Below are 21,844 nucleotides of genomic sequence, written 5' to 3'. Positions count from 1 at the left end.
AGAGTTGTGTTAGTTTTCGTTTTAAGAGTGGACGACGCGGTCGTACACCTCGCGTACCTTGCGTCCCGCATCTTCCCACGTTATCGTATCAATTTCTTTTTTACCTTCCACTTTCAGGTACTCCGCCATGGCCGGATAGGTGCATATCGAGTAAATGGCATCGGCCATCGCCTCCACGTCCCAGTAGTTGGTTTTTATCACGTTATGCAGAATTTCCGAGCAGCCCGACTGATACGATATAATGCTCGGCACGCCGCATTGCATGGCTTCGAGCGGCGATATGCCGAACGGCTCCGATACCGAAGGCATGACATATACATCGCTCGATTTGAGCATTTCATACACTTGCCGGCCGCGCAAAAAACCCGTGAAGTGAAATTTGCCGGCAATGCCGCGGTCGGCCACCAGCCGGATCATCTGATCCATCATGTCGCCGCTGCCGGCCATGACGAAACGAATGTGGTCGGTCTTGCTTAGTACCTGCGTGGCGGCATCGACAAAAAACTCCGGGCCTTTTTGCATGGTTATACGCCCGAGGAACGTGACCACCTTCTCCGGTACGCCCGAAAGCCTTTCGAGGGCTTCTATTTCGGGGCTGAGAGGTTCCACGGCATTGTGTACCGTGGTTACTTTCCAGTGAGGTTGATGATAGTTTTCGATGACGGTTTTGCGGGTGAGGTCGCTCACGCAGATAATATGGTCGCAGTGGTCCATGCCGTCTTTTTCGATGCCGTATACCACAGGATTGGGTTTTCCCCGGCTACGGTCGAATTCCGTCGCATGCACGTGGATGACCAGCGGTTTGCCCGTAACGCTCTTCGCATGCAGTCCCGCCGGATAGGTGAGCCAATCGTGGGCGTGGATTACATCGAACGAGTAAGTGCGGGCGATCACACCGGCGACAATGGAATAATTATTGGTTTCTTCCAGGATGTTATTCGGATAACGCCCCGAAAACTCGATGCATCCCAGCTCGTTAGTGTGCATATAGTTGAAGTCGGCATAAATATGATCGCGCAAATGATAGTACTCCTGCGGGTCCATACATTTTTCAAGCCTCGATTTGGCCGTTTCCCACGGTACGTCGCGCCAAACCACGGGGGTATTGTTCGCGCCGATCATGGTCAGGAAACTCTGATCCTCGTCGCCCCACGGTTTGGGGATTACGAAAAGGATTTCCATATCGTTTTGCTTCGCCATTCCCTTGGTCAGCCCGTAACTGGCCGTCCCAAGTCCTCCCAAAATATGCGGTGGAAATTCCCAACCAAACATTAATGCCCTCATCCTTTATATTAATTACAAATTACAAATTACAAATTACAAATTACAAATGACAAAATACAAATTACGAATTACAAATGACAAATGACAAATTACGAATGACAAATTATAAATTACAAATTACAAATGACAAGTCTAAGATCGAATGTCGAATGTCTAAAGACGGGAGACAATCGTTCATCGTTCATCCCTCATCGTTCATCCCTCATCGTTCATCCCTCATCCCTCATCGTTCTTCATAAGCCGTTGCGCCCGTAACAACTCCGCCACGCTCATGGCGAACGAGTATCCGCCGCGTCCCGTAAAAGGCGGATTGGAATCGTATAACTCCGAGATGCTCCCGATGCAATCATTCTGCATTTCGTCCTCCATATTCACCATGATGCGATCGGCAAGCGACAGTCCGCTCATGTGGAAGACTTTCAGATAGGCCTCTATATACGGCCCCAGCAGCCAAGGAAAAGCCATTCCGTTGAAATAGGCCAACTTCTTATCATCGATAGAGCCCGTGTAATGCGGACGAAACTTTTCGCTCTTGGGACTTAACGAACGTATCCCGCAGTTAGTCAGGAGTTCCTTGGTGACATAGTCAATCACCGATTTCTTTTGACGCCTTTCCAACGGCGAATAGTCGAGCGAAACCGCAAAAATCATGTTCGGGCGTACGCTCCAGTCGGCATAATATCCGTCGACATAATCATACAAATAGCCGGCATCGTTCATAAACACGTCCAAAAACGATTTTCGTATTTGCTCGCCCGCATCTTCGAGCGTATCGGCCAGCGCACGGTTGTTGGTCTGTTCGGCTATTTCATGCGTAAACATCACCGCATTATACCACAAAGCGTTAAATTCCACCAAATATCCCGAACGGGGAACGACGGGACGGCCGTCGATGGTCGCATTCATCCAACTGACAGCCGTTTCACGGCCGTAAGTCGAAACCAATCCGGTTGTTCCGTCCACCGCCAGATTGGGGTGCATACTCCCCCGAAGGTATTCCATCGCCGAAAACAAAAAGGTCGCGTATGTATTCAGGAAAGGCTCTTTCCGTTCTTTCCAATATTGTTGTAAAGCCCAGATTACCCACAGCAGCACATCCGGGTCTTCTATTTGCTTTATATTATTCTTCAGCGGGCGGTCGTGCATGAAGTCTTCCAAATGCGGGATCGCCGTATCCATAATCTTTTCGAAATCGTCGGGGCGGTCTACCGACAAGGTGCATCCCGGAAGCGAAATAAACTGGTCGCGCGCCCGCACTTTAAACCATGGATAACCCGCCAACAGATAGTTTTCGTTGTTTTTGGGAATATAATAAAACTGATGGCTCGAATTTTTCAAGCAATTATAGAAACTCGATCGCAGCGTTCGTTTGTGAATCTCAAAATCGAATTCTTTTTTCAATGAGCCCGTGTCAACGAATATATCTCCGGCAGAGAAAATAATCTCTTCGTCTTTTTGAATATCCATCTCGAAATACCCCGGCACGTACAGGTCTTCCTGGTAAGTGTCACCCATCTGCATATCCTGTAAGTATTCTATTCCCCGGTACCAGTCGGGGTGGTACACAAAAGAGGGCTTCTTGGTGAACTGCATGAACAACTCGGGGTAGCCCGGATACATGCAGGTACTGATGCCGTTTTCCACCTCGCGATAAGAACGGTCGACCTGATCGTTTTCTTTGGTCAGTTCCGAAGCTTTGCGGAAAGCCAGAAAAGGCTTAAAGCGGATGGTCGTGGGCGAGTGGGCGTCCATCAGCGTATAGCGGATCATGAGGCGGTTTTCTTTCGAAGAGAACATAATTTCTTTCGATAAGACCACCCCTCCCACACGATAGATGGTTTTCGGAACGCTGTCGCAATTAAATTCCCGGATGTATTTATGGCCTTTGGGACTATAGTTGTCGCCCGAATATTTGTGGATGCCCAAGTTAAATTCCGCTCCATGCTGAATGACCGTTTCGTCGAACGACGATAAAATCAGATGGTTTTCGTCATCTAAATAAGGCGCCGGCATGACTAAGAGTCCTTGGTATTTGGTGGTGTTACACCCGGAGATGGAGGTGTTTTGGTAAGCGCCTCGGCGGTTTGTCCTCAATACGTTTCGGTAAAGGGAGTACTCCAGATTGATCATCAGATCTTTATCGAATTTCAGATAACTCATCGCTAAATGGAATTAGTAATTCATGTGTGTAATATCAAATGTTTCCGCAAGGTAGCAATTAAGAAATTATTGCACAAATAAAATTCCGATAATTTCACATTTTACTTCTTGTGTAGGAATAAAACGTATTTATTCGTATTTTTGTTTTGGAAATAGCGTAAAATAGGGATATCCGGTCCGTCTAACCGCTTTTGAGGGTTGGCGGATGAATATAGCCGGATAAAAAGTAAGGGGCGTATGGATAGCATGCATCAATCTTCGGGAATAGACATCGATAAAAAGCGGATGTGGCTGGCGTTGCTTCCGGCCATCGTGATTGTGGTACTTATCGGATTGGCTTTTTTAATGAGCCGGGTGGAAGGGCTTTCTCTCGGGATTTTTCAACAAGGCATTCTTCCGCGGGAGGTGAGGGGATTGCCGGGCATCGTATTTTCACCTTTTGTACATTCGTCCGTGTCCCATTTGTTCTCTAATCTGCTGCCGTTGCTGTTGTTAATAGGGTTCCTGTTTTATTTTTACAATAAAATCGCTTTTCGTTCGTTGCTTTCGCTGTGGTTGTTAAGCGGATTTTTCACCTGGTTAATAGGCCGGCAAGCCTATCATGTCGGCGCGAGCGGATTGGTATTTGCCTTGGTGTTTTTTCTTTTCTTTAGCGGTCTTTTCCGTAAATACATTCCACTCGTGGCCGTATCGATGGTCATTGCATTCATTTATGGAAGCATGGTTTGGAGCATGTTCCCGTTTGCCGAATATGTCGATGCCGACTTGTCGTGGGAAGGGCATCTTTCCGGAGCGTTTGCAGGGCTTATTATTGCGTTTGTCTTCCGCCGTCACGGCCCGCAGAAACCGCCCGTGGAGTGGGAGGAAGAAGAGGATGAAAATGAAGAAGAGGTTAACCCCGAACATTAAGGTACCTAAAAGGATAATATTAAATTGGAAAAGATATGGGAAAGCCATATCTTTGTGCTGTATATAAATACTGAAGACATGGAACGGTTTATCAATCCTTTTTCTGATGTGGGATTCAAAAGAATCTTCGGGCAAGAGGATACCAAAGATTTGTTGATCGATTTTCTGAATGATCTTTTGGTAAATGAGAGAATAATAACGGACATTACCTTCATGGATAAGGAGATTTTGCCGGTGTTTAAGGGCTTTCGTGGTGCAATTTATGATATTTACTGTACCGACAGCAATGGAACTAATTTCATTGTGGAAATGCAGAACGGTTATCAAACCTATTTTCGCGAACGGGCGCTTTTTTATCTTTCCCACATTATTACCCGCCAAGGGAGTGCAGGAGGAGAATGGCATTTTGATGTTAAGGCGGTTTACGGAGTCTTTTTTATGAACTTCCGGTTAAACAGCATACCGCATAAATTGCGTACAAATGTTATCCTTGCCGACCGTGAAACACATGAACAATTCAGTGATAAATTGCGTTTTATTTTCATCGAACTTCCTTCTTTTACTAAGCAGGAAGACGAATGCGATACGAATTTTGATAAATGGATTTATACACTTAAAAATATGGAAATATTAAAATCAATCCCTTTCAAAGATCACAAGAAGGTCTTTAAGAAACTGGAAAAAACGGTGGACTTAGCTTCTTTGGATACGGAAGAGCGTGAAAGGTATGACGAAAGCATTAAAGTCTATCGTGACTACGTAAATACGATTGATTCCGCTAAAAAAGAAGGTCGAAAGGAAGGTGAAGAGAACAAGCAAATCGAAATTGCCCGAAAAATGAAAGCGGAAGGTCTTTCGGTTGGCGTCATTGCCCGATTGACGGATCTTTCTATGGATGCGATAGAAAAACTGTAGCGGCGAAAACGTTTTCTATTAAAATAAATAGAAAAAGCGTATGGCACTCGAATAGATAACGAAGTCCATACGCTTTTTTTGTCAATACATTATCTATCCTTTTCAATTTCCGCCCGAGGCGACAATCAATGCTAATCCGGTAATAAACAGAATAAACATCCCGATAAGCAGTTGATTGACACTCTTAGGCGATCCCTTAAATTCCTTCCATATAAATACACCCCATAAAGCGGCAATCATCGGCGCGCCTTGTCCCAAAGCATACGATATGGCCGGGCCGGCTTTTCCCGCCGCAATGTAACTGAGTGATGTCCCTATTCCCCAAATAACCCCTCCGAGTATTCCTACCGAATGTGTTTTCAGACTGCCTTTAAAGTACCGGGAATAACTTACCGGTTCTCCCAAGAAGGGCTTCCTCATTACAAACGTATTGAAGATAAAATTACTGCCCAAAATACCTAACGAGAAGATAAAAAATGCGCCGTAAGGTGTCAGCATGCCCGGTGTCGGATTCTCCAGATTATTCAAATCCATTGCCGAAGCGACAAACCGGTAAAAGAAAGACATGAGGATTCCCGCACAAATGGCGATGATGATACCCTTCTTTTTCGTCTTGCTTTCCTCCGTTCCCGAACTCTTTTTCCCCGAAGCGATCCCATTCAATATGACAGCAATGACAATGAGGGCCACGCCGAGAAAAAGAATAACAGGGTCACCTTTGGGAGCGCCCAAGTAATTGATGAATACTCCTAATACGAGTGCGAGTCCGACGCCTATCGGAAAAGCGACCGACATTCCCGCAAGTGATATCGAAGCGGAAAGCAAGATATTGGAAGCATTAAAAATAATGCCGCCCAGAAATGCACTCCAAAAATTATTGGAGCTAACCTGGACAATATCGTCGGTAAAGCTACGACCCTGGTCTCCGAAGGTTCCTAACGTAAACCCGGAGATGAGCGAGAGCAGTACGATACCGATGACATAGTCCCAATAGAACAATTCGTACCGCCACGTTTTGGCGGCTAATTTCTGCGTATTGCCCCACGATCCCCAGCATAGCATGGTGATAACGCAAAGCAACACGGCGAACGGATAATTTTGTACGATAAACATATGATTTATTTTAGATTAATACATTTGGTTTACTTTGAATGCTCTTTTCCTATTATATTTTCAATTTCGTGTTGATAAGGTGCAGAGTTTTGTGCACCCAACCGCGTAACCGAAAGGCTGCTTACTAGGCAAGCATATTCAACGGATTCTTTTATACTTTTGCCGTTGGCTAATGCAACAACGAATGCTCCGTTGAATATATCTCCGGCAGCAGTCGTATCAATTGCTTTCACTTTTGGAGCCGGAATTAATAAATGCTCATTTTCATTCATAAAATAAGCGCCTTTTGCCCCAAGGGTAATAATAACATTTTCCACTCCTTTTTTTATCATCGTAGCGGCTCCCTGTGCCGCCGATTCTTCGCTTTGAACACGAATCCCGGTCAGGTATTCGATTTCAGTTTCATTCGGGGTGATAGCAAAAAGTTTAGGCAGGGCTTTATCGGATATCTGATGAGCGGGTGCCGGATTAAGAATGATTTTTTTCCCGCTGTTTCCGGCATAGTCGATAATATACTCTACTGTTTCAATTGGAACTTCCAATTGCATTAATATAATATCGCTCTCATCTATTAAAGATGACAAGTTCATGATATCTTCCACTGATAAATGCTTGTTGGCTCCGGAAGCCACTGTAATCGAATTCTCGCCCTGTTTGTCGACATTAATTAGAGCTACGCCGGTTGACGAAGAGTTATTCATCAATACCCCTTGGCAATCAATCCCTTCTTTCTGATACAACGCTGTAAGTTCTTTCCCGAAATCGTCATTTCCCACTTTCGTAATAAAAGCGACCTGCCCTCCTAAACGCGCCGCTGCAACAGCTTGATTAGCGCCTTTTCCTCCGGGATTTTTAAGAAACTTGTTGCCTATTACCGTTTCACCGGGCTTGGGTAGTTTTTTCGTGTGAATTACTAAATCAATATTGGAACTTCCTACAACTAATATTTTTTGCATATATCTGTTTATTCTCGTATTTGAATGTTTATCTGGAGGGGTTATTTGAATAGATTATCGCTTCCGTTGCGGTAACCTGAGCATCGGATCTCGGATTGAGCCATTTGAATGTGAGGGTATGTTCACCCATCGGTAATTGATATTGCCAGAATAAATCAACCCGGCGTGCATTCGACGACGATACCGGTAGTTCAGCTGTCTCGGCCAATACATTATCTATGTACATTTCCACTTGTGCAATATAGTTAGCATCGGCACATTGCACCGATCCTTTTAAAACGATTCCGATTCCCTCGAAATTCACACTGAAGCCTTCCGAAATGGTTTGGTTAACGGGTTTTTTCTCTATAGGAAAATGTCCTTCGAATGATTTTTCATAAGCTACCGCAGTCGGTTGCTGACAATTGATTATGACTTGATCTCCATCTGTTTTGCCTTCTTGTTGTTCTACGACAAGTAATGCATGTTTAAAACCGATTTCGTAGATATCATTCAATGAAATATCGGTATATTCAAAGTCCCGGTCTTCTATTTCGTATAAACTTTCTTTCCATTTTTCGGGGATTTGGCTATAGCCTATCATTGTACCCAATACGCCTGCAACAGTCGCCGCATTGCAATCAGAGTCCTGTCCGCAACGAGCTGCGATATCAATCGTTTTAAAAAAATCTTTCTTTCCGTACAAAAGGCCTATTGCCACATAAGCGCTGTTAATTTTGGCATCAATATTAAAAGGAACAAATACGCCGTCGGGACATCCTATCTCCGAACTCCATTTCTTTTCACATTCGAACCAATTTCTTTTCCAATCGTCCGGAAATTCCTCGTACCAACTGATTGCGTCATTCACGCATTGATAAAAAGAACTTTCTGGAGGAATCGTTTTTAATGCTTCTTTCACGACAAATTCCATATCGTCCGAAATAAAAGCCAATGAGTATAAAGCGGCTACAAATACGCCGCCATACCATCCGTCTCCGTGATTCATGATATGTCCTGTCTTATCAGTAATCTGAGAAGCCGTATTGGGCATTCCCGGAGACATTAATCCGGCAAAATCGGCCTCAATTTGAAAATCGATATCATCCGCATGGGGATTATTCAACCAATGGCCGGATTCGGGAGGCCTCAGCCCTTGCAAGATATTGTAGCGCGCGGCCTGATTGGCATGCCATAGCGGATACGGAGCATGTGCGAATGCAATCGCAAAAGAATCTGCCGGAGCTTCTAATCCCAAACGCTCAAAAACTTCTACAAATGTGAGGTTCACGTATATATCATCATATAAGCCCGGGAAATTGTCATAATACCATTTCACTCTGTCTTTATTCCAAATAATGGGTACGTAATCCTGAATCATTGTTCCGTTATAAAGAAACTCGACGGGGCCTCCATAGGTACAACCGATTGTTTTTCCTGCCCATCCGCCTTTTATTTTATCTTTCAGTGTTTCTTTCGTTAATGTGACGGTATCAGGGATCCGTTGATTTTTATTCCTTTTCTCTGTGGAAGAACAAGCCACTTCTGCACCTAATAGAATGGCGATAAAAATAGCTGCCAATACTTGTTTTTTCATAAATTCTTTTTTTATAATTTTAGTTAGTAGCATCTTGCGCATTGAGTTTGGCTGATTCGCCTCCCATGCAATTATAGGCGGAAATTTCATACAAATGTTTCCGGCCTTTCATGCTTTTTTTATCGATAAATTCGTTTTTATATTTATTCTTACTGTCCAATGGTCTGTTCCCGATTAATTCTCCGTCTCGGTAGATATAATATCCGGTAATCGTTGAGGTATCATCAGGCGCCTTCCATTCCAGATAAGTGTCCTCTCTTTCCGTTTTGACAATTATCTCTGATACTGCGGGTGGCGGAAGTATGTCGGGAAGTTGTCCATTCTTGAAATACTGTAAGTAAGCCTTGTGATATTGTTCGTTCACAATATTCGGGCTATAATAATGACTATAAGCGAAAGTGATGATTTTGCTTACATAGGGACTTGCCAGTCGCATTTGTTCTACAAATCGATTTAATGGAGCAGGAACCCAAAATTGTTGATCAAAAGTTTCCGCATCAGACCAGAATAAAAGGCCGGGTTTTGTATTCACCGCGTGATTTAATTCCCCAAACCATTCGGGGATCATTTCCTTGTTTAACCCTCCGGCGCCTACGCAATCTTGTGGAGCAAAAATATCTCCGGATTGAAAGTGTGCTTTTGAAAAGACATATTCCCATAATTGAGCGTATTCTTTTGCCGTTCCTATACGGTAATTCATAAAAGGACATAACATAAAAGGCATGTCAGGACTGACGGCATGCAGATGCTTCAAGTTAATATTTAAAGCATTTACAAGAGCATCTTTATATTCTTTTTGAGATAATTGGTCGATATTGGCTACCTCCCATACCCAATACCAACCGTACATCGTTTTTCCATAGCGCTTTTTATATTTTTCAATCAATTCATCTGCAACTCGATTACCTATCTCCATTTGTTGTAAGAGCCAGTCTTCGTCATAATTTCCTTCCCACCATCTTTCATGGAAGTTCAGTCCTAAGAAAACCTTTAAACCAGCTTTTTGAGTATTGCGAAGACACATTTCGACTAAATCCTTTTCGGCATTTTTCTTTGTTGTTAAGTTGCTCGGATAGGGGCTTTTTATCACATTATCTTTTCCGGTGTGTAAAGTCGGTCCGAAAATAAGATACTGCATGCCGGCTTCTTTTAATGCTTTCAATTCTTTTTGCCATTGTGCATCGTTCCAGTTAGCGACTAAATGGTCGTGGATGAAAGTTCCTTGAGAAGTGGGATAATTATCAGCCGTTAGTTTTTGTTCGAAGGTATAATCAAAGAATTTTCCTGACAGCGTTCGGATATACGTATCGAATCTCCTTTCATTTTCATAGAGATCAATAACGCGAGCGCCTCTTTCAAGTATTTCCTTATATGCAGAAACGTAACCTGTTTTTCTGCCATATGCCAAACAAATCTTTCCTTCGGGAGCGACGATATAATCGTTGTTATGATCATGTCCCACAAATGTTCCCATCACATCTTTATTTTCGATGAAAGAAGTGATCAATCCGCTGTTTAAAACAGGAGAACAGACTTGTTCGCTTTTATTTCCCAATGTATAATCAAGATGCCTGGCTATTTCATATTCGGGAGTAGGGATATGGAAAAAAGCGAGCGAAGGTACGATTTTTCCGTTCTTTCGGGTGACTGTTTTGCTTTGCTGCCGATACCATTGGATCTGACTGTTTTTTATCCAATCATACGTCCCGAGCGTTTTATCCTCCGGATACGAATGAGAATCGAACAAATAGATGATCCAATTATCATTTTTCTCATCGTCGGACGAACCGATTCTCAATGTGCAATTTCCGTACCCATCAATATCTTTATCAGCATCATAAGTCATATTGTAGGGCGTATTCTTCAGAAATTCCATTACTTGAGATTTGCTCATATCCGCTTCTACATCATGATTACCGAAAGTCACTGCAAAAGGAGTTTTCGTATGGATCATCGGCTGGATAATTTGTTTCCATCCTTCGAGAGCACCCTTAGATATAACGATATCTCCTGTTATAATGACTAGATCAGGCTGTTCCATTCTAATCAAATTTTCCATAAGAAAAACAGTACTGTCATTATACTCCTTATATTCCTTTCCACTTGTCCAATGCAGATCGGTGAATTGCATAATTCGGAATCTGTCCTTATTGAATTTTAATATTGTTTGGGGATAGACATTTTTTGACAAAATCAATGCTACAAAAAGAAGAATAAATTCTAAAGATTTTATCCGTAATTTTAGTTTCATATTTTTATTAATTTAATATAGTCGAGGACTACCTTATTTTCATCAACACTCATATTCTCATTGTTTTCGGTATATATATCAACGATAGTTTTTGCATTTCCTTATTCAGGGACACTTTTATAATATTGCTTTCGCTCCATTTTGTCCAATTATAATCTTCCGTAATAGGAAAAATAAAAGAGCCTTCAAATGTTTCGTTAACCAAGAATGAGCGGACAGCGCAACAATTCATGCAACCAACATGTGTTGCCATTGCCGTTTGAGAATTTAAAATAATGGGTATAAAAACCAATAGTAATATAATAGTCGTTTTAATTAATTCTTGCTTCATTTTGGATAAATCCTTCAATTCTGTATTTTGATAAAACAATTGTAATTATTTCGAAATATGAAAAATCCTTATCGTGGAGGCTTGACTCAATATACCAACCACTGATAGTCGAACAAACATTTTTGTATTTGATTATCTTAAAAAAGACAGTTATTATATTTTTTCAATTATTATAACAACTGTCTAATGAAAGGTCGTTTATAAATCAAATTAGCTTCCTTTTTTAGATATGCGGATATTGTCAAATGAAAAATTACGGGCAATATTTGGATCAATTTCAAGACGCATATTGAAAGATTGGTAATACATATTTTCCGGATAAGTTGTAGAACGGTTCACAACAAAAGGTAACGTAACCGTTTCCCATCTGTTGAAATTCTGAAAGACGAAATCACTCGGTATCCATTCCATAGGACTTGCATCCCAAAACAGATAATTACAGAACCTAATCTTTCCTTCTATGAATTGGTTTGCCGTTCTGAACTCACACTTTATTACATAATTCTGGAAATTATCAAGCATATCATCTGTAAAAGGTACACCACTTTTTTCTGCAATATACCACCACCCGGAATATTCGGATTTATCGTCAATACGTAGAAAGTTTCCACTAAGACGCTGTTTATCGTTCGGATTTGTCACAATGTTAATTGGATTACTTGGTGTTAAATCGTCAAAATTCATAATCATGCATTCATTGTCATAATACCGTCCGGGGCAGAATGCTTCAACGTCATATTTTATTCCTTTTACCTTTACCTTAATATTTTTGTCTACATCTTTAGGGACTTGAGCAGTAAGGTAATTATTAGCTGAGCTTATTACTTTAGAGACTTTTCCGTTAAAATCTACAACAGCATTCAAAGAGTCTATTTCATAGAGTTCGAAGAAATCGCCATAAATCATGATTGTATCGCCGGGTTTGGTATATTCATTGAACATACGCTCTAAATATAGAGCAGGAGGAACCGCTTTAAACGGAATTTCTTGATATCCCGTTTTATTATAGATGTAGATTTTATCTGTTAAATTGATAGCTAATTTTACTGGAATTTTTAGATATAAAATATCATTTTCGGTATAAACCTCTAATAAATCTACTTTTACGTCATTTATTAAAACAGAATCAATATTATGAATATCCAATCCAGAGCCGTGAATTGCAATAAAATCTCCTAAAGCAGCTTCTGTAATACCGGTATTCAAATCGGTTACGGAAGTTACCTTGGTAAGTGTTATTGGCTTTATGTCATTATTTTCATCCGAACATGCGGATAAGGAGATTATAAAAAATAATATCCCGGTCAAGCATATATTTTTAAAACTAATCATACTTTTCATCTTATTTTTTCATTAAAGTTGTTTATAAATAGCATTACCAACCTGGATTATTCGTTTCAATATAAGGATTCGCATTGACCTCATCCAACGGGAGCGGTAACAGTAAATGTTTTTGTTCCCGTCTTTTCACGATCTCATTTTCATCATTTGTTCCGATAGCATTCATTACTTGGAGATAAATGCCCCAACGAATCAAATCTGTACGACGGATGCCTTCTGCTGCAAATTCTTTTGCGCGTTCTTCTAAAATATAAGAGCGGAATGTTTCTTTTGTATAGGGAATTTTGTTATTTCGCTCAGAAGAAAGGGTACTATTATTCCGTTTGTTCAACAAGTCTACCGTCTGCAATGCTTGAGAAGAAGGCCCATTATTGACTTCATTGTCCGCTTCTGCATAAATCAATAATGTTTCTGCATAACGCATGTAAGGCCAATTAAAATCTGCACGATTACCATCCAGAGGATAGTTAGACACTGCTGAGAATTTCATCAACTTCGAACCATACATATGTGCACCATTGGCCACTACATCTGTTTTATCATATCCATTCTCTCCTTTTCTCACATATACACTATCACGCTCAGGATAAAAATAGTAAAGCAGTTTGCCGGTGTTTTTATCATAATAGTAAGGAATGCGATGCAAAACGCCCCAGGTGATACGCTCGTCATCCCAATCATCAAACGTTTGAAGCCAATGATCTCTTTGTACATTAAACCCATTGCTCCATTCGCCGTTATATACAGGATTTGAATAGCCTAAAAAGTCCTTAGAAACGAAATTATAATAAAGGGTGCCATTTCCATCTATTGTTTGTAAGCAGAATTCAAATTCAGGACCATTTTTATAAGCTGCGCTCCATAATTCTTGCTGACTGGATGCCAGTTCGAATTCTCCTTCTTGAATCACTTCCCATGCTTTTTCTTTTGCCAACCGATAAAACTCTTGTGAGTCGAATTCTTCATAACCCGCTACTTGATCTTTTTCATGGGTAATAGGGACGGGCATCAAGCGTGAAATCGTACCATCCGGATTAGTTTTAGATCCCGGCCCTCCTTTTACAGTGATATTTCCGTTTTCCATCGAAGCAGAACCGATAGTCGCATAAACTTTAGCCAGCAACGCCTTGGCTGTCCCGCGACATACGTGTCCCTTTTTATACTCCGAATCGGCACGAGGAACCAATAGCGTTTCCGCTTCTTTTAATGTTTCAATAATATGTTCATATACATCTTTTATGGAAGCCCTAGGCTGTTCGGGGTCATTACCTTCTGAAATAGAAGTTTTAAATAGAGGAATTGGTCCAAAATGTTGAACTAATTGGAATTGTGACCAAGCCTTAAGAAATCGTAATTCTCCCAAAGCGTTATTCTTTGTTTTTTCCGGGATATTGGAGATCTTGTTTACCAGATAATAGTGATAATTAGCTCGATGAACAGATTGGCTATAATATTTATAGAAATTGTCGTTAGAGCCAGAGTTATAGAAATTACCCGCACCGATAGACCCAAACGCCCATCCGGGGCCAGTCTGATAATCGCAATCGAAATTAACCAATTCAGCGTAATTTCCCCACTCGAAAGGAAAATGTAAGGTAAGAAAAGCTCCCGAAACAAGTTGATCATAACTACCGGAAGCCGCGACATCATCTCCGGACACAAATGTAAAAGTTTCCTCTTCCAGATCGCAAGCGGTCAGCAAAAACAAACTTGCTATGAAATAGTTAAATATTTTTATAAGTTTCATAATCAGATACTTCTTTAAAATGATAGTTGAATACCTAAGTTGAAAGTACGAGCACTAGGGTAAGATGATACATCCACACCTCTACGGGACGCATCACTACCAAAACTGTTAACATCGGGGTCGTACCAATCATAATTAGTGATTGTAAACAGATTGGAAACACTTGCCGTTATATTCAGTGATGTTACGTATTTTATCGGCTGTGTCCATCTATAGCTTAAACTGACATTCTTACATCTAAGATAAGATCCGTCTTCCACATAACGATCGGAAGCCTTCAAGGCACGGGTATAGGTGTTATCTGGACGAGGCCATTTTGCATTATTCCTATTCTCCGAGGTCCAACGGGTATCCCATACAAACTTTGGCATGTTATTTCCTCCAACGAGATCAAATGACCGTAAATTAGCATTTAAAATATCATTCCCATGGGTTCCTTGCAAGAAGAAACTGAAGGTCCAGTTTTTATAAGTTAAGGTATTGGTTAAGCCATACTGATAATCAGGATTGGTATTGCCGATAATCGCTTTATCGCGATCATCAATCACTGGATCCTCATCCATATTCTTATACTTGATTTGTCCAACCATACTTTTAACTTTCGAAGCGCTTGCATTCGCGTAATATGGATCAGCTCGAACCTCTGCCTCATTATCATAAAAGCCATCTTCCACATAACCATATAAAGTGCCAATTGGATGTCCGTTTCTTCTTAGAAATATACTTTCCATACCCCAGACGACATTTGAAAATTGGTCGGCATTTAAGTTGCTGATTTCATTTTTATTAAATGAAATATTCGCGTCTACCTCCCACATGACACTATGTGTTTTTACCGGTATGAAGTTTCCGCTTATCTCTAATCCTTTATTCATTACGTTTCCGTAATTGGTGGCAATTTCACTGAATCCTGAACTCATCGGAATCAATTTGTATTGCAGCAGATCTGTTGTTTTCTTGTAATAAACATCGAAGATTAAATTTATTCTGTTATTAAGAAATGCGGCATCTAGTCCTAAGTCATATTGAGTCGTCGTTTCCCATTTTAAGTCCGGAGCAGCAGGACCTCCAAATCGTTCTTCCGCCATACCGCTGCTTAATACTCCATCATAAACATAATTGGAAGCGACAAACTTAGACCGTGTGGCGTAGGCATTAACTCCTTGATTACCCGTTTGTCCTGCACTAAGTCGAAACTTGAGGTTATCAAAGAACCCCATATTTTTAATAATTGGTTCATCAGACAAACGCCAAGCTATAGCTCCTGAATAGAAATTATTCCAACGATTCAAGGCTAGGCGGCTGGAGCCATCACGGCGTACGGAGAGTGTCATCAAATATCTATCCAATAGGTTATAATTTATACGGAATAGATATGACATCAACTGGGATTTTCCCCGGTAACTGCTGATCTCTTTATCTCCGATAGCTGCATTCATATCATTGTCCTCCGTATCATCAGTTGGAAAATTTTTAGCATTCATGGATTTACCTTTCCATGTAACTTTCTCATAAGTCATGCCTGCCACGGCATTCAAAGCATGATCTCTGAACTTTTTGTTGAACGTAAGCATTGATTCTTCTGTTAAACTTTCGTACGTACCATCAGATTTTACAGCATAACCATTGGTCGGTGATTGTCCAGCTCCAGTATAGCGATTATAATATTGATTACGTTCATCATAACTATATCCGCACCCCAGATTCTGACGAAATTTCAACCAATCGGTAAACTTAATTTCAGCAAATCCGGATGTAAATACAGAAAGGGATGACAATATATTTTTTTCCGTTTGTACCGTCAAATAGGGATTGGCTAATCCTGATGCAAAATCCTCAGAAAAGCCGGAGTCTGCTTCTGGATCGAAAACCGGGCGGGTGGGATTAAAGGAGATCGCGGAAGCGATCACACCATAATTTTCACTATTGGTGCGGGCAAAACGATTGTCTGATTTCGTAAGACTAAGATTTGAACCAATTTGTAGAAATTCATTAATTTTACGTGAGTTGTTTGCACGTGCGGTATAGCGTTTATAATAAGAATTTACAATAACGCCCTGTTGATCCAGATATCCGCCGGAATACATATAAGAACCGTTTTTGTCTCCACCGGATACGGTCAGATTGTAATCTTTACTCAATGCGGTATGGAAAATCTCGTCTTGCCAATTCGTTCCATAAAATAAAGTTCCATCTCCATTTCGGTCATACCCTTTGCGAAAATCGTCAGGGCTTGGCAAATATTCCCTTTTTAGGACTTCCATTTGACCGGTTTCCGGGTTCAGTTGTGTTGTCTCACTCCACCGTCCTGGAATGGGATATGGTAAGTTACTAGGGTCGACCCATTCTTTACCGTCATACAAATATCCATTTATGGTCAATTCATTGCGATATTCGGCATATTCGGCAGCACTTAAAACGTCGATTCTTTTTACAGGATTCGATATATTGAAATTAGAACTGAACTGCACCGTGGGTTTTCCTTCACTGCCAGACTTAGTGGTAATGATAATTACGCCGTTAGCTCCTCTGGATCCATAAATCGCTGTAGCAGACGCATCTTTTAAAACTTCAATGGATTGGATATCCTGCGGGCTGATAGTACTCAACGGATTATTGGTTTGTTTGGTTCCGTAATCTGTCGCAGGAGCTTCTCCCATGGAAAAAGGGATTCCATCTACAATATATAAAGGTTCTGTACTTGTAGTAAATGAATTCGCTCCACGGATTTGAATGTTAACTCCAGCACCCGGTGCCCCATCGGCCTGCGAAACATTAATTCCAGCTAATTTGCCTTGTAACCCATGATTAACACTTACCGGATTTGTTTTCAATAGATCTTCTCCCCTTAAAGAGGACACTGAACCGGTAAGGTCTCTTTTTTTGACAGCACCATATCCAATTACAACCACCTCATCGAGTATTTCAGGGTCTTCCGACAAGATGACTTCTACATACGTTCTTCCGTTAAGTGAAATTTTCCGCGTTTGAAAGCCAACATATGAGAATTCGATCACGGCATTCGTGTTAGGAACTGTCAGATTGAATTTTCCTTCTGCATTTGTAGTTGTCCCTTGTCGCATGTTTTCTATAATTACATTCACACCGATCAAAGCATCACCTGTTGAGTCGATTACTCTTCCACTTACCTTTGTTTGGGCGTATCCCCCAAGAGTGAATAAGAAAATAACCGTTAATATGAGTAACGTCGGTAATTGACTCTTATGCCAATCACGCAAAACTGTGTATTTTTTTCTCATGTCTTTAGAAATTAAAATATATTTTCCACTACTTGATTGAAATAATCGACCGACTGTTTTATCTGCGGTAAATTGTTTTCCCAGTCGGCTTCATATTCTATCGTAAAATAGCCCTTGAAATGTTGCCGCTTGAGCTCCTGCATCATATTCTTTACATTCAGGACACCTGTTCCCCATACCACATCTTCCAGGGTCCCGGCCTCTCCTTTAGGGGCAATATCCTTAAAGTGCAACGAAACGATTCGTCCTTCCAATTGTTTGAGGGCCGATACAGGCTCTATGTTCATCCTCTTGTAATGCCCTACATCGGCACAAGCGCCTAACAACGGAGCTCTTTGACCGATGTTCTTCAGCAATATCTCCGGCTTCCAATACGAATTTTCATTCGGATGATTATGGGTCGCGACATTTATGCGGTATTTCTTAGCCATGGCTTCCACCACGTCCCAGTCTTCACGGGCCGGCTCGGCGCTGATAAACTCCATCTTCATCTTTTTGGCAAAAGAAAATACGGACTCCCATTCTTCCCGTTCGGCTACCCAAACCCCTGAAGAGACAATCCGGATATTCCTTTTCTTTGCTTCCTGCCTGAGCTTTTTTTGTTGCTCATCATTCAACTGGTAGCCGAAAACGTCGTCCCCGAATCCGTTCCCGAGTTTCTGACCGGGATAGATTTCGATAAAACGGATTCCCAAATCCTGCGTTTTATCCAATGATTCCATGACTGAAAACAGATGGAAAGTATACGATTGCATGGAAAGGTGCCACCCCTGTTTATCCGCCTTTGTTTGATTCTTGTGCTGCGCGCAGGCTGTACCCGATAAAAGGCACGCCAGCATGACAACGAACATTTTTGTTGTTTTCATACGATTGTTTTATTTAAAAGTTATTACTGACACTCCCTGACGAATTTTCCTGAAATCCGTCAGGGGCGTATATCCTATTTAGGCATATCGGGAAGCGAAAACCCGTTCTCATAGGTATGCCGGATCCATTCGTTTGCCATCTCCAACGCATTGAAGTCGGCAAACCGCCGGTCGAATTTCGGATCGCCGTCAATCACCGCATATTCATCCACGGTTACGATTTTGATCGTATCGTTCGGGGATATATTGGTGAAACGCATGTTCTCCCCGTCCCATTTCAACTCCCGGTGCAATCCCGAAAGCCGTACGGCCAGTACGCCCATAACCACCATTTCGTTGAAAGGCCCCGAAAATCCGAAGTTCGACGAAGCTTCCCGCCTGTTTGCCGGCGATTCCTTGCAAGCCCTTATCCAATCCTGTTCATGGGCATTGGTGTCCCAGATATTCCCGTTGCCGCCCTTGACACGCGCCAGGGTAGCTTCCGGCTGTTTAAAACCGTCCATCTTTGATGTAGGCAATAAGGTCGGATTCATTCCATAGCAACCGGTCATGATCTTCCCTTTCGTTCCTACCAAAATAATACCTCCGTTGGAATCACCCATCATCTCCCCGTCTTTCAATTCTTCCGGGCGGTCGGGAAGCAATCCCCCGTCATACCAGTAAACCGTCAATTCCGGCATGTTCACCTTTCCGGCGGCCGGGCGTGCAGGGAACCGGTACTTTACGATTTGTGCCTGGGGCGGGGAATACAGGTTGGACAACGTTGAACTGGCCGATACGCCGACCGGGTATTTCAAGTCCAGGGCCCAATACAGGGGATCCATGATATGGCAGGCCATATCCCCCAGCGCGCCGGTACCGAAATCCCAAAAGCCGCGCCAGTTCCACGGTGTGTAGGCCGGATCGTACGGGCGTTTTTTGGCCGGCCCCACAAACAAATCCCAATCCAGTGTCGAAGGAACCGGCACGCCTCCTTTGGGTTCGGGCAATCCTTGCGGCCAGATGGGCCGGTCCGTCCAGCAATGGGCTTCGTATACGTCGCCGATGATTCCCGATTTCACCCATTCGGCTACCTGCCGGCACCAGTCGAAGGAGTTGCCCTGGTTGCCCATTTGAGTGGCGACTTTGTATTTCTGCGACAGTTTTGTAAGCAGCCTTGACTCATAGACGGAGTGCGTCAGCGGTTTTTGCACATAGGTATGTTTTCCCAGGGTGATGGCATGGGCCGCCACCCCCGCATGGGTATGGTCGGGAGTGGCCACCAGGACGGCATCGATGGAGTTACCCATTTCCTCGAACATAACCCGCCAGTCCTTATAGCGTTTGGCTTTGGGGAAATCGTTGAATGTTTTCGAGGCGTATCTCCAGTCCACATCGCATAAGGCGATGATGTTTTCGGTTTTCATGTTTGCCAGGTTGCGGCGACCCATCCCCCCGATACCGATACCGGCAATGTTCAGTTTATCACTCGGGGAGGTATACCCCCGTGCCTTTCCCAATATCGTGTTGGGAACAATGGTAAGACCGGCAGCCCCTAAAGCCGCCGTCTTTAAAAAGTTTCTACGTGAATACGTTGTCATAGGGTTTAAATATAAAATTACTTTGAAAATGATTCCTTTTATGTTATTACGGTTGATTCTTTGTGCCTAAAATTGTTATCCTGATCCCATTTTTACTGTAATAATAATTATGGACAATGAACGAATGCAAATGTAGAGGATATTTATTTTATGCGCAAACGTTTTCGCAAATATTTATAGTTAATAATTATTAAAGTTTCGCCGCGGTGTTTGTCGTTGTGTTTAATTATTTATATTTGTTTGTTTATTAGATTATTATGCAACACAAAATAAATATAGTAGATATTGCACAAAAAGCAGGGCTATCAATTACAACTGTATCAAGAGTTTTGAATGGCCAGGCAGATAAATACCGAATTAGTAAAAAGACCCAAGAGAAGATTCAATTCATCGCAAATGAGTTGAATTATGTTCCGAATGAATTCGCTCGAAACTTAAGAACCGGTAAAAGTAAAACGATTGCGCTGATTATTCCTTCTCTGAAAAATCCGTTTTTTGCTGAAATAGCCAGCGTGATTAATTCGGAGGTCAGGAAGTATGATTATATCACACTCATCGGAGATAGTGACGATGATATCGAAATTGAGAAAACCGAGATATCTCAATTTACATCGAAGAATATCGATGGGATGATTATCGTTCCTTGCGGAAAGGAGTGGGAGCATTTGGTGAAAATACAGCAAGACGGATTGCCCTTGGTTTGTATCGATAGATATTTTGAAGGCTCCCCGATATCATTTGTTTCTTCCAATAACTATGAAGGTGCGTATGCGGCATCGAAATACTTGATAGAGCAGGGACATAGATCTATCGGGTGTATTCAGGGAATAAAGTACTCTACGCCGAATATCCAACGTGTAAAAGGATTCGAGCAGGCGATGTCTGATTTCGGAATTGACTCTTATACTGTAACAGGGGATGATTTTAGTGAACAAAACGGATACTTGGAGACAAAATTACTCCTCCAACAAAAAGAAAAACCTACCGCGATATTTGCTTTCAGCAATACGATAGCCATGGGGTGTTTAAAGGCCTTAAGGGAAGAGGGTGTCGATTTGCCCGAAAACATATCGTTGATAACTTTTGATGATAATCCTTACCTAAACTACATTGATCCGCCTCTTACTTGTGTGGCGCAACCCATTGAGGATATCTGCAAGATTGCCGTGAAAATTTTGTTCTCGACTATTTTGGAAAATGACAAAACGTCAAAAAACATCTTCTTAAAAACTGAACTGAAAATAAAAGGATCTGTGAAAAATATATTTCAACAATGACTTTGCCCGAGTTTTTATATATGAATTTTTTATAAGTCAATAATCATATTCGCCGGTATAATGCGATTTATATGGACGATATGATTGTTTGTTGTGTAAATAATAGCCATCTTTTTATAATTGAGACGGCGAACATTATTTCCGTATGCTTGAAAAAACGAAGACGTTTGTGTAGCATAACTTTCAGCCGTTTTGGGCATTTTGTAAGTGTACATGATGACATCGGACAAACGTTGCATATCGATATATGCATCCTTTGAGTATTTTATCCGATACAT

The 21,844-nt window shown here is 41.7% G+C and carries 16 protein-coding genes; 3 read left to right on the top strand and 13 right to left on the bottom strand.

What is annotated here, in order from left to right:
• Nucleotides 1–21: 21 nt before the first annotated feature.
• Complete coding sequence (locus ABNK31_RS10110) at nt 22–1,284, bottom strand: glycosyltransferase (protein ID WP_418892407.1); 1,263 nt, start codon at nt 1,282–1,284, stop codon at nt 22–24.
• Nucleotides 1,285–1,500: 216 nt separating this feature from the next.
• On the bottom strand, nt 1,501–3,444 hold the full coding sequence (locus ABNK31_RS10105; RefSeq protein WP_418892406.1) for a glycogen debranching enzyme N-terminal domain-containing protein: 1,944 nt from the start codon (nt 3,442–3,444) through the stop codon (nt 1,501–1,503).
• Between the two features lie 237 nt (nt 3,445–3,681).
• Here ABNK31_RS10105 and ABNK31_RS10100 point away from each other — a divergent pair, with 237 nt between their 5' ends.
• On the top strand, nt 3,682–4,353 hold the full coding sequence (locus ABNK31_RS10100; protein WP_418892405.1) for a rhomboid family intramembrane serine protease: 672 nt from the start codon (nt 3,682–3,684) through the stop codon (nt 4,351–4,353).
• 78 nt (nt 4,354–4,431) lie between these two features.
• A complete protein-coding gene (locus ABNK31_RS10095) occupies nt 4,432–5,268 on the top strand; it encodes an Rpn family recombination-promoting nuclease/putative transposase (RefSeq protein WP_418895390.1) in 837 nt (278 codons plus the stop codon).
• A 102-nt stretch (nt 5,269–5,370) separates the two neighbouring features.
• Here the strand turns inward: ABNK31_RS10095 and ABNK31_RS10090 are convergent, their stop codons facing one another.
• The 10 genes from ABNK31_RS10090 to ABNK31_RS10045 form a co-directional block, all read right to left on the bottom strand.
• Entirely contained in the window at nt 5,371–6,381 is a 1,011-nt protein-coding gene (locus ABNK31_RS10090; RefSeq protein ID WP_418892404.1) for a GRP family sugar transporter, read from the bottom strand.
• A 29-nt stretch (nt 6,382–6,410) separates the two neighbouring features.
• The gene (gene rbsK, locus ABNK31_RS10085) at nt 6,411–7,337 is read right to left on the bottom strand and encodes a ribokinase (protein ID WP_418892403.1); all 927 of its coding nucleotides are present in this window, start codon (nt 7,335–7,337) and stop codon (nt 6,411–6,413) included.
• Nucleotides 7,338–7,365: 28 nt separating this feature from the next.
• Nucleotides 7,366–8,913: an ADP-ribosylglycohydrolase family protein gene (locus tag ABNK31_RS10080; protein ID WP_418892402.1), complete on the bottom strand. Its 1,548-nt coding sequence runs from the start codon at nt 8,911–8,913 to the stop codon at nt 7,366–7,368.
• Nucleotides 8,914–8,932: 19 nt separating this feature from the next.
• The gene (locus ABNK31_RS10075; RefSeq protein ID WP_418892401.1) at nt 8,933–11,164 is read right to left on the bottom strand and encodes a DUF4434 domain-containing protein; all 2,232 of its coding nucleotides are present in this window, start codon (nt 11,162–11,164) and stop codon (nt 8,933–8,935) included.
• Nucleotides 11,165–11,213: 49 nt separating this feature from the next.
• Nucleotides 11,214–11,495, bottom strand: coding sequence for a hypothetical protein (locus ABNK31_RS10070; protein WP_418892400.1), 282 nt, complete (start codon nt 11,493–11,495; stop codon nt 11,214–11,216).
• Between the two features lie 210 nt (nt 11,496–11,705).
• Nucleotides 11,706–12,836, bottom strand: a complete 1,131-nt coding sequence (locus ABNK31_RS10065) for a glycan-binding surface protein (protein WP_418892399.1) — start codon at nt 12,834–12,836, stop codon at nt 11,706–11,708.
• Between the two features lie 34 nt (nt 12,837–12,870).
• Nucleotides 12,871–14,583, bottom strand: a complete 1,713-nt coding sequence (locus ABNK31_RS10060; protein ID WP_418892398.1) for a RagB/SusD family nutrient uptake outer membrane protein — start codon at nt 14,581–14,583, stop codon at nt 12,871–12,873.
• Nucleotides 14,584–14,597: 14 nt separating this feature from the next.
• Nucleotides 14,598–17,843, bottom strand: a complete 3,246-nt coding sequence (locus ABNK31_RS10055; RefSeq protein ID WP_418892397.1) for a SusC/RagA family TonB-linked outer membrane protein — start codon at nt 17,841–17,843, stop codon at nt 14,598–14,600.
• Between the two features lie 11 nt (nt 17,844–17,854).
• Entirely contained in the window at nt 17,855–18,709 is an 855-nt protein-coding gene (locus ABNK31_RS10050) for a sugar phosphate isomerase/epimerase family protein (RefSeq protein ID WP_418892396.1), read from the bottom strand.
• 74 nt (nt 18,710–18,783) lie between these two features.
• Entirely contained in the window at nt 18,784–20,289 is a 1,506-nt protein-coding gene (locus ABNK31_RS10045) for a Gfo/Idh/MocA family protein (protein ID WP_418892395.1), read from the bottom strand.
• Between the two features lie 257 nt (nt 20,290–20,546).
• On the opposite strand from ABNK31_RS10045, the gene ABNK31_RS10040 reads away from it, so the two are divergent.
• Nucleotides 20,547–21,566 (top strand): LacI family DNA-binding transcriptional regulator, encoded by a 1,020-nt coding sequence (locus ABNK31_RS10040; protein WP_418892394.1) that lies wholly within the window; start codon nt 20,547–20,549, stop codon nt 21,564–21,566.
• 29 nt (nt 21,567–21,595) lie between these two features.
• Here ABNK31_RS10040 and ABNK31_RS10035 read toward each other — a convergent pair whose 3' ends face one another.
• Nucleotides 21,596–21,844, bottom strand: a complete 249-nt coding sequence (locus ABNK31_RS10035; RefSeq protein WP_418892393.1) for a hypothetical protein — start codon at nt 21,842–21,844, stop codon at nt 21,596–21,598.

Origin of the sequence: Limibacterium fermenti (genome assembly GCF_041902845.1) — a bacterium.
Taxonomy (GTDB): domain Bacteria; phylum Bacteroidota; class Bacteroidia; order Bacteroidales; family Dysgonomonadaceae; genus Limibacterium; species Limibacterium fermenti.
Note: the sequence above shows the minus strand (reverse complement) of the source record. Positions and strands in the feature narration are given on the sequence as shown.

Coding starts and splice junctions, on each gene's coding strand:
- ABNK31_RS10100 (WP_418892405.1), top strand. CDS start 3,682: ATGGATAGCATGCATCAATCTTCGGGAATAGACATCGATAAAAAGCGG.
- ABNK31_RS10060 (WP_418892398.1), bottom strand. CDS start 14,583: ATGAAACTTATAAAAATATTTAACTATTTCATAGCAAGTTTGTTTTTG.
- ABNK31_RS10065 (WP_418892399.1), bottom strand. CDS start 12,836: ATGAAAAGTATGATTAGTTTTAAAAATATATGCTTGACCGGGATATTA.
- ABNK31_RS10055 (WP_418892397.1), bottom strand. CDS start 17,843: ATGAGAAAAAAATACACAGTTTTGCGTGATTGGCATAAGAGTCAATTA.
- ABNK31_RS10090 (WP_418892404.1), bottom strand. CDS start 6,381: ATGTTTATCGTACAAAATTATCCGTTCGCCGTGTTGCTTTGCGTTATC.
- ABNK31_RS10045 (WP_418892395.1), bottom strand. CDS start 20,289: ATGACAACGTATTCACGTAGAAACTTTTTAAAGACGGCGGCTTTAGGG.
- ABNK31_RS10110 (WP_418892407.1), bottom strand. CDS start 1,284: ATGAGGGCATTAATGTTTGGTTGGGAATTTCCACCGCATATTTTGGGA.
- ABNK31_RS10095 (WP_418895390.1), top strand. CDS start 4,432: ATGGAACGGTTTATCAATCCTTTTTCTGATGTGGGATTCAAAAGAATC.
- rbsK (WP_418892403.1), bottom strand. CDS start 7,337: ATGCAAAAAATATTAGTTGTAGGAAGTTCCAATATTGATTTAGTAATT.
- ABNK31_RS10080 (WP_418892402.1), bottom strand. CDS start 8,913: ATGAAAAAACAAGTATTGGCAGCTATTTTTATCGCCATTCTATTAGGT.
- ABNK31_RS10075 (WP_418892401.1), bottom strand. CDS start 11,164: ATGAAACTAAAATTACGGATAAAATCTTTAGAATTTATTCTTCTTTTT.
- ABNK31_RS10035 (WP_418892393.1), bottom strand. CDS start 21,844: ATGTATCGGATAAAATACTCAAAGGATGCATATATCGATATGCAACGT.
- ABNK31_RS10040 (WP_418892394.1), top strand. CDS start 20,547: ATGCAACACAAAATAAATATAGTAGATATTGCACAAAAAGCAGGGCTA.
- ABNK31_RS10050 (WP_418892396.1), bottom strand. CDS start 18,709: ATGAAAACAACAAAAATGTTCGTTGTCATGCTGGCGTGCCTTTTATCG.
- ABNK31_RS10105 (WP_418892406.1), bottom strand. CDS start 3,444: ATGAGTTATCTGAAATTCGATAAAGATCTGATGATCAATCTGGAGTAC.
- ABNK31_RS10070 (WP_418892400.1), bottom strand. CDS start 11,495: ATGAAGCAAGAATTAATTAAAACGACTATTATATTACTATTGGTTTTT.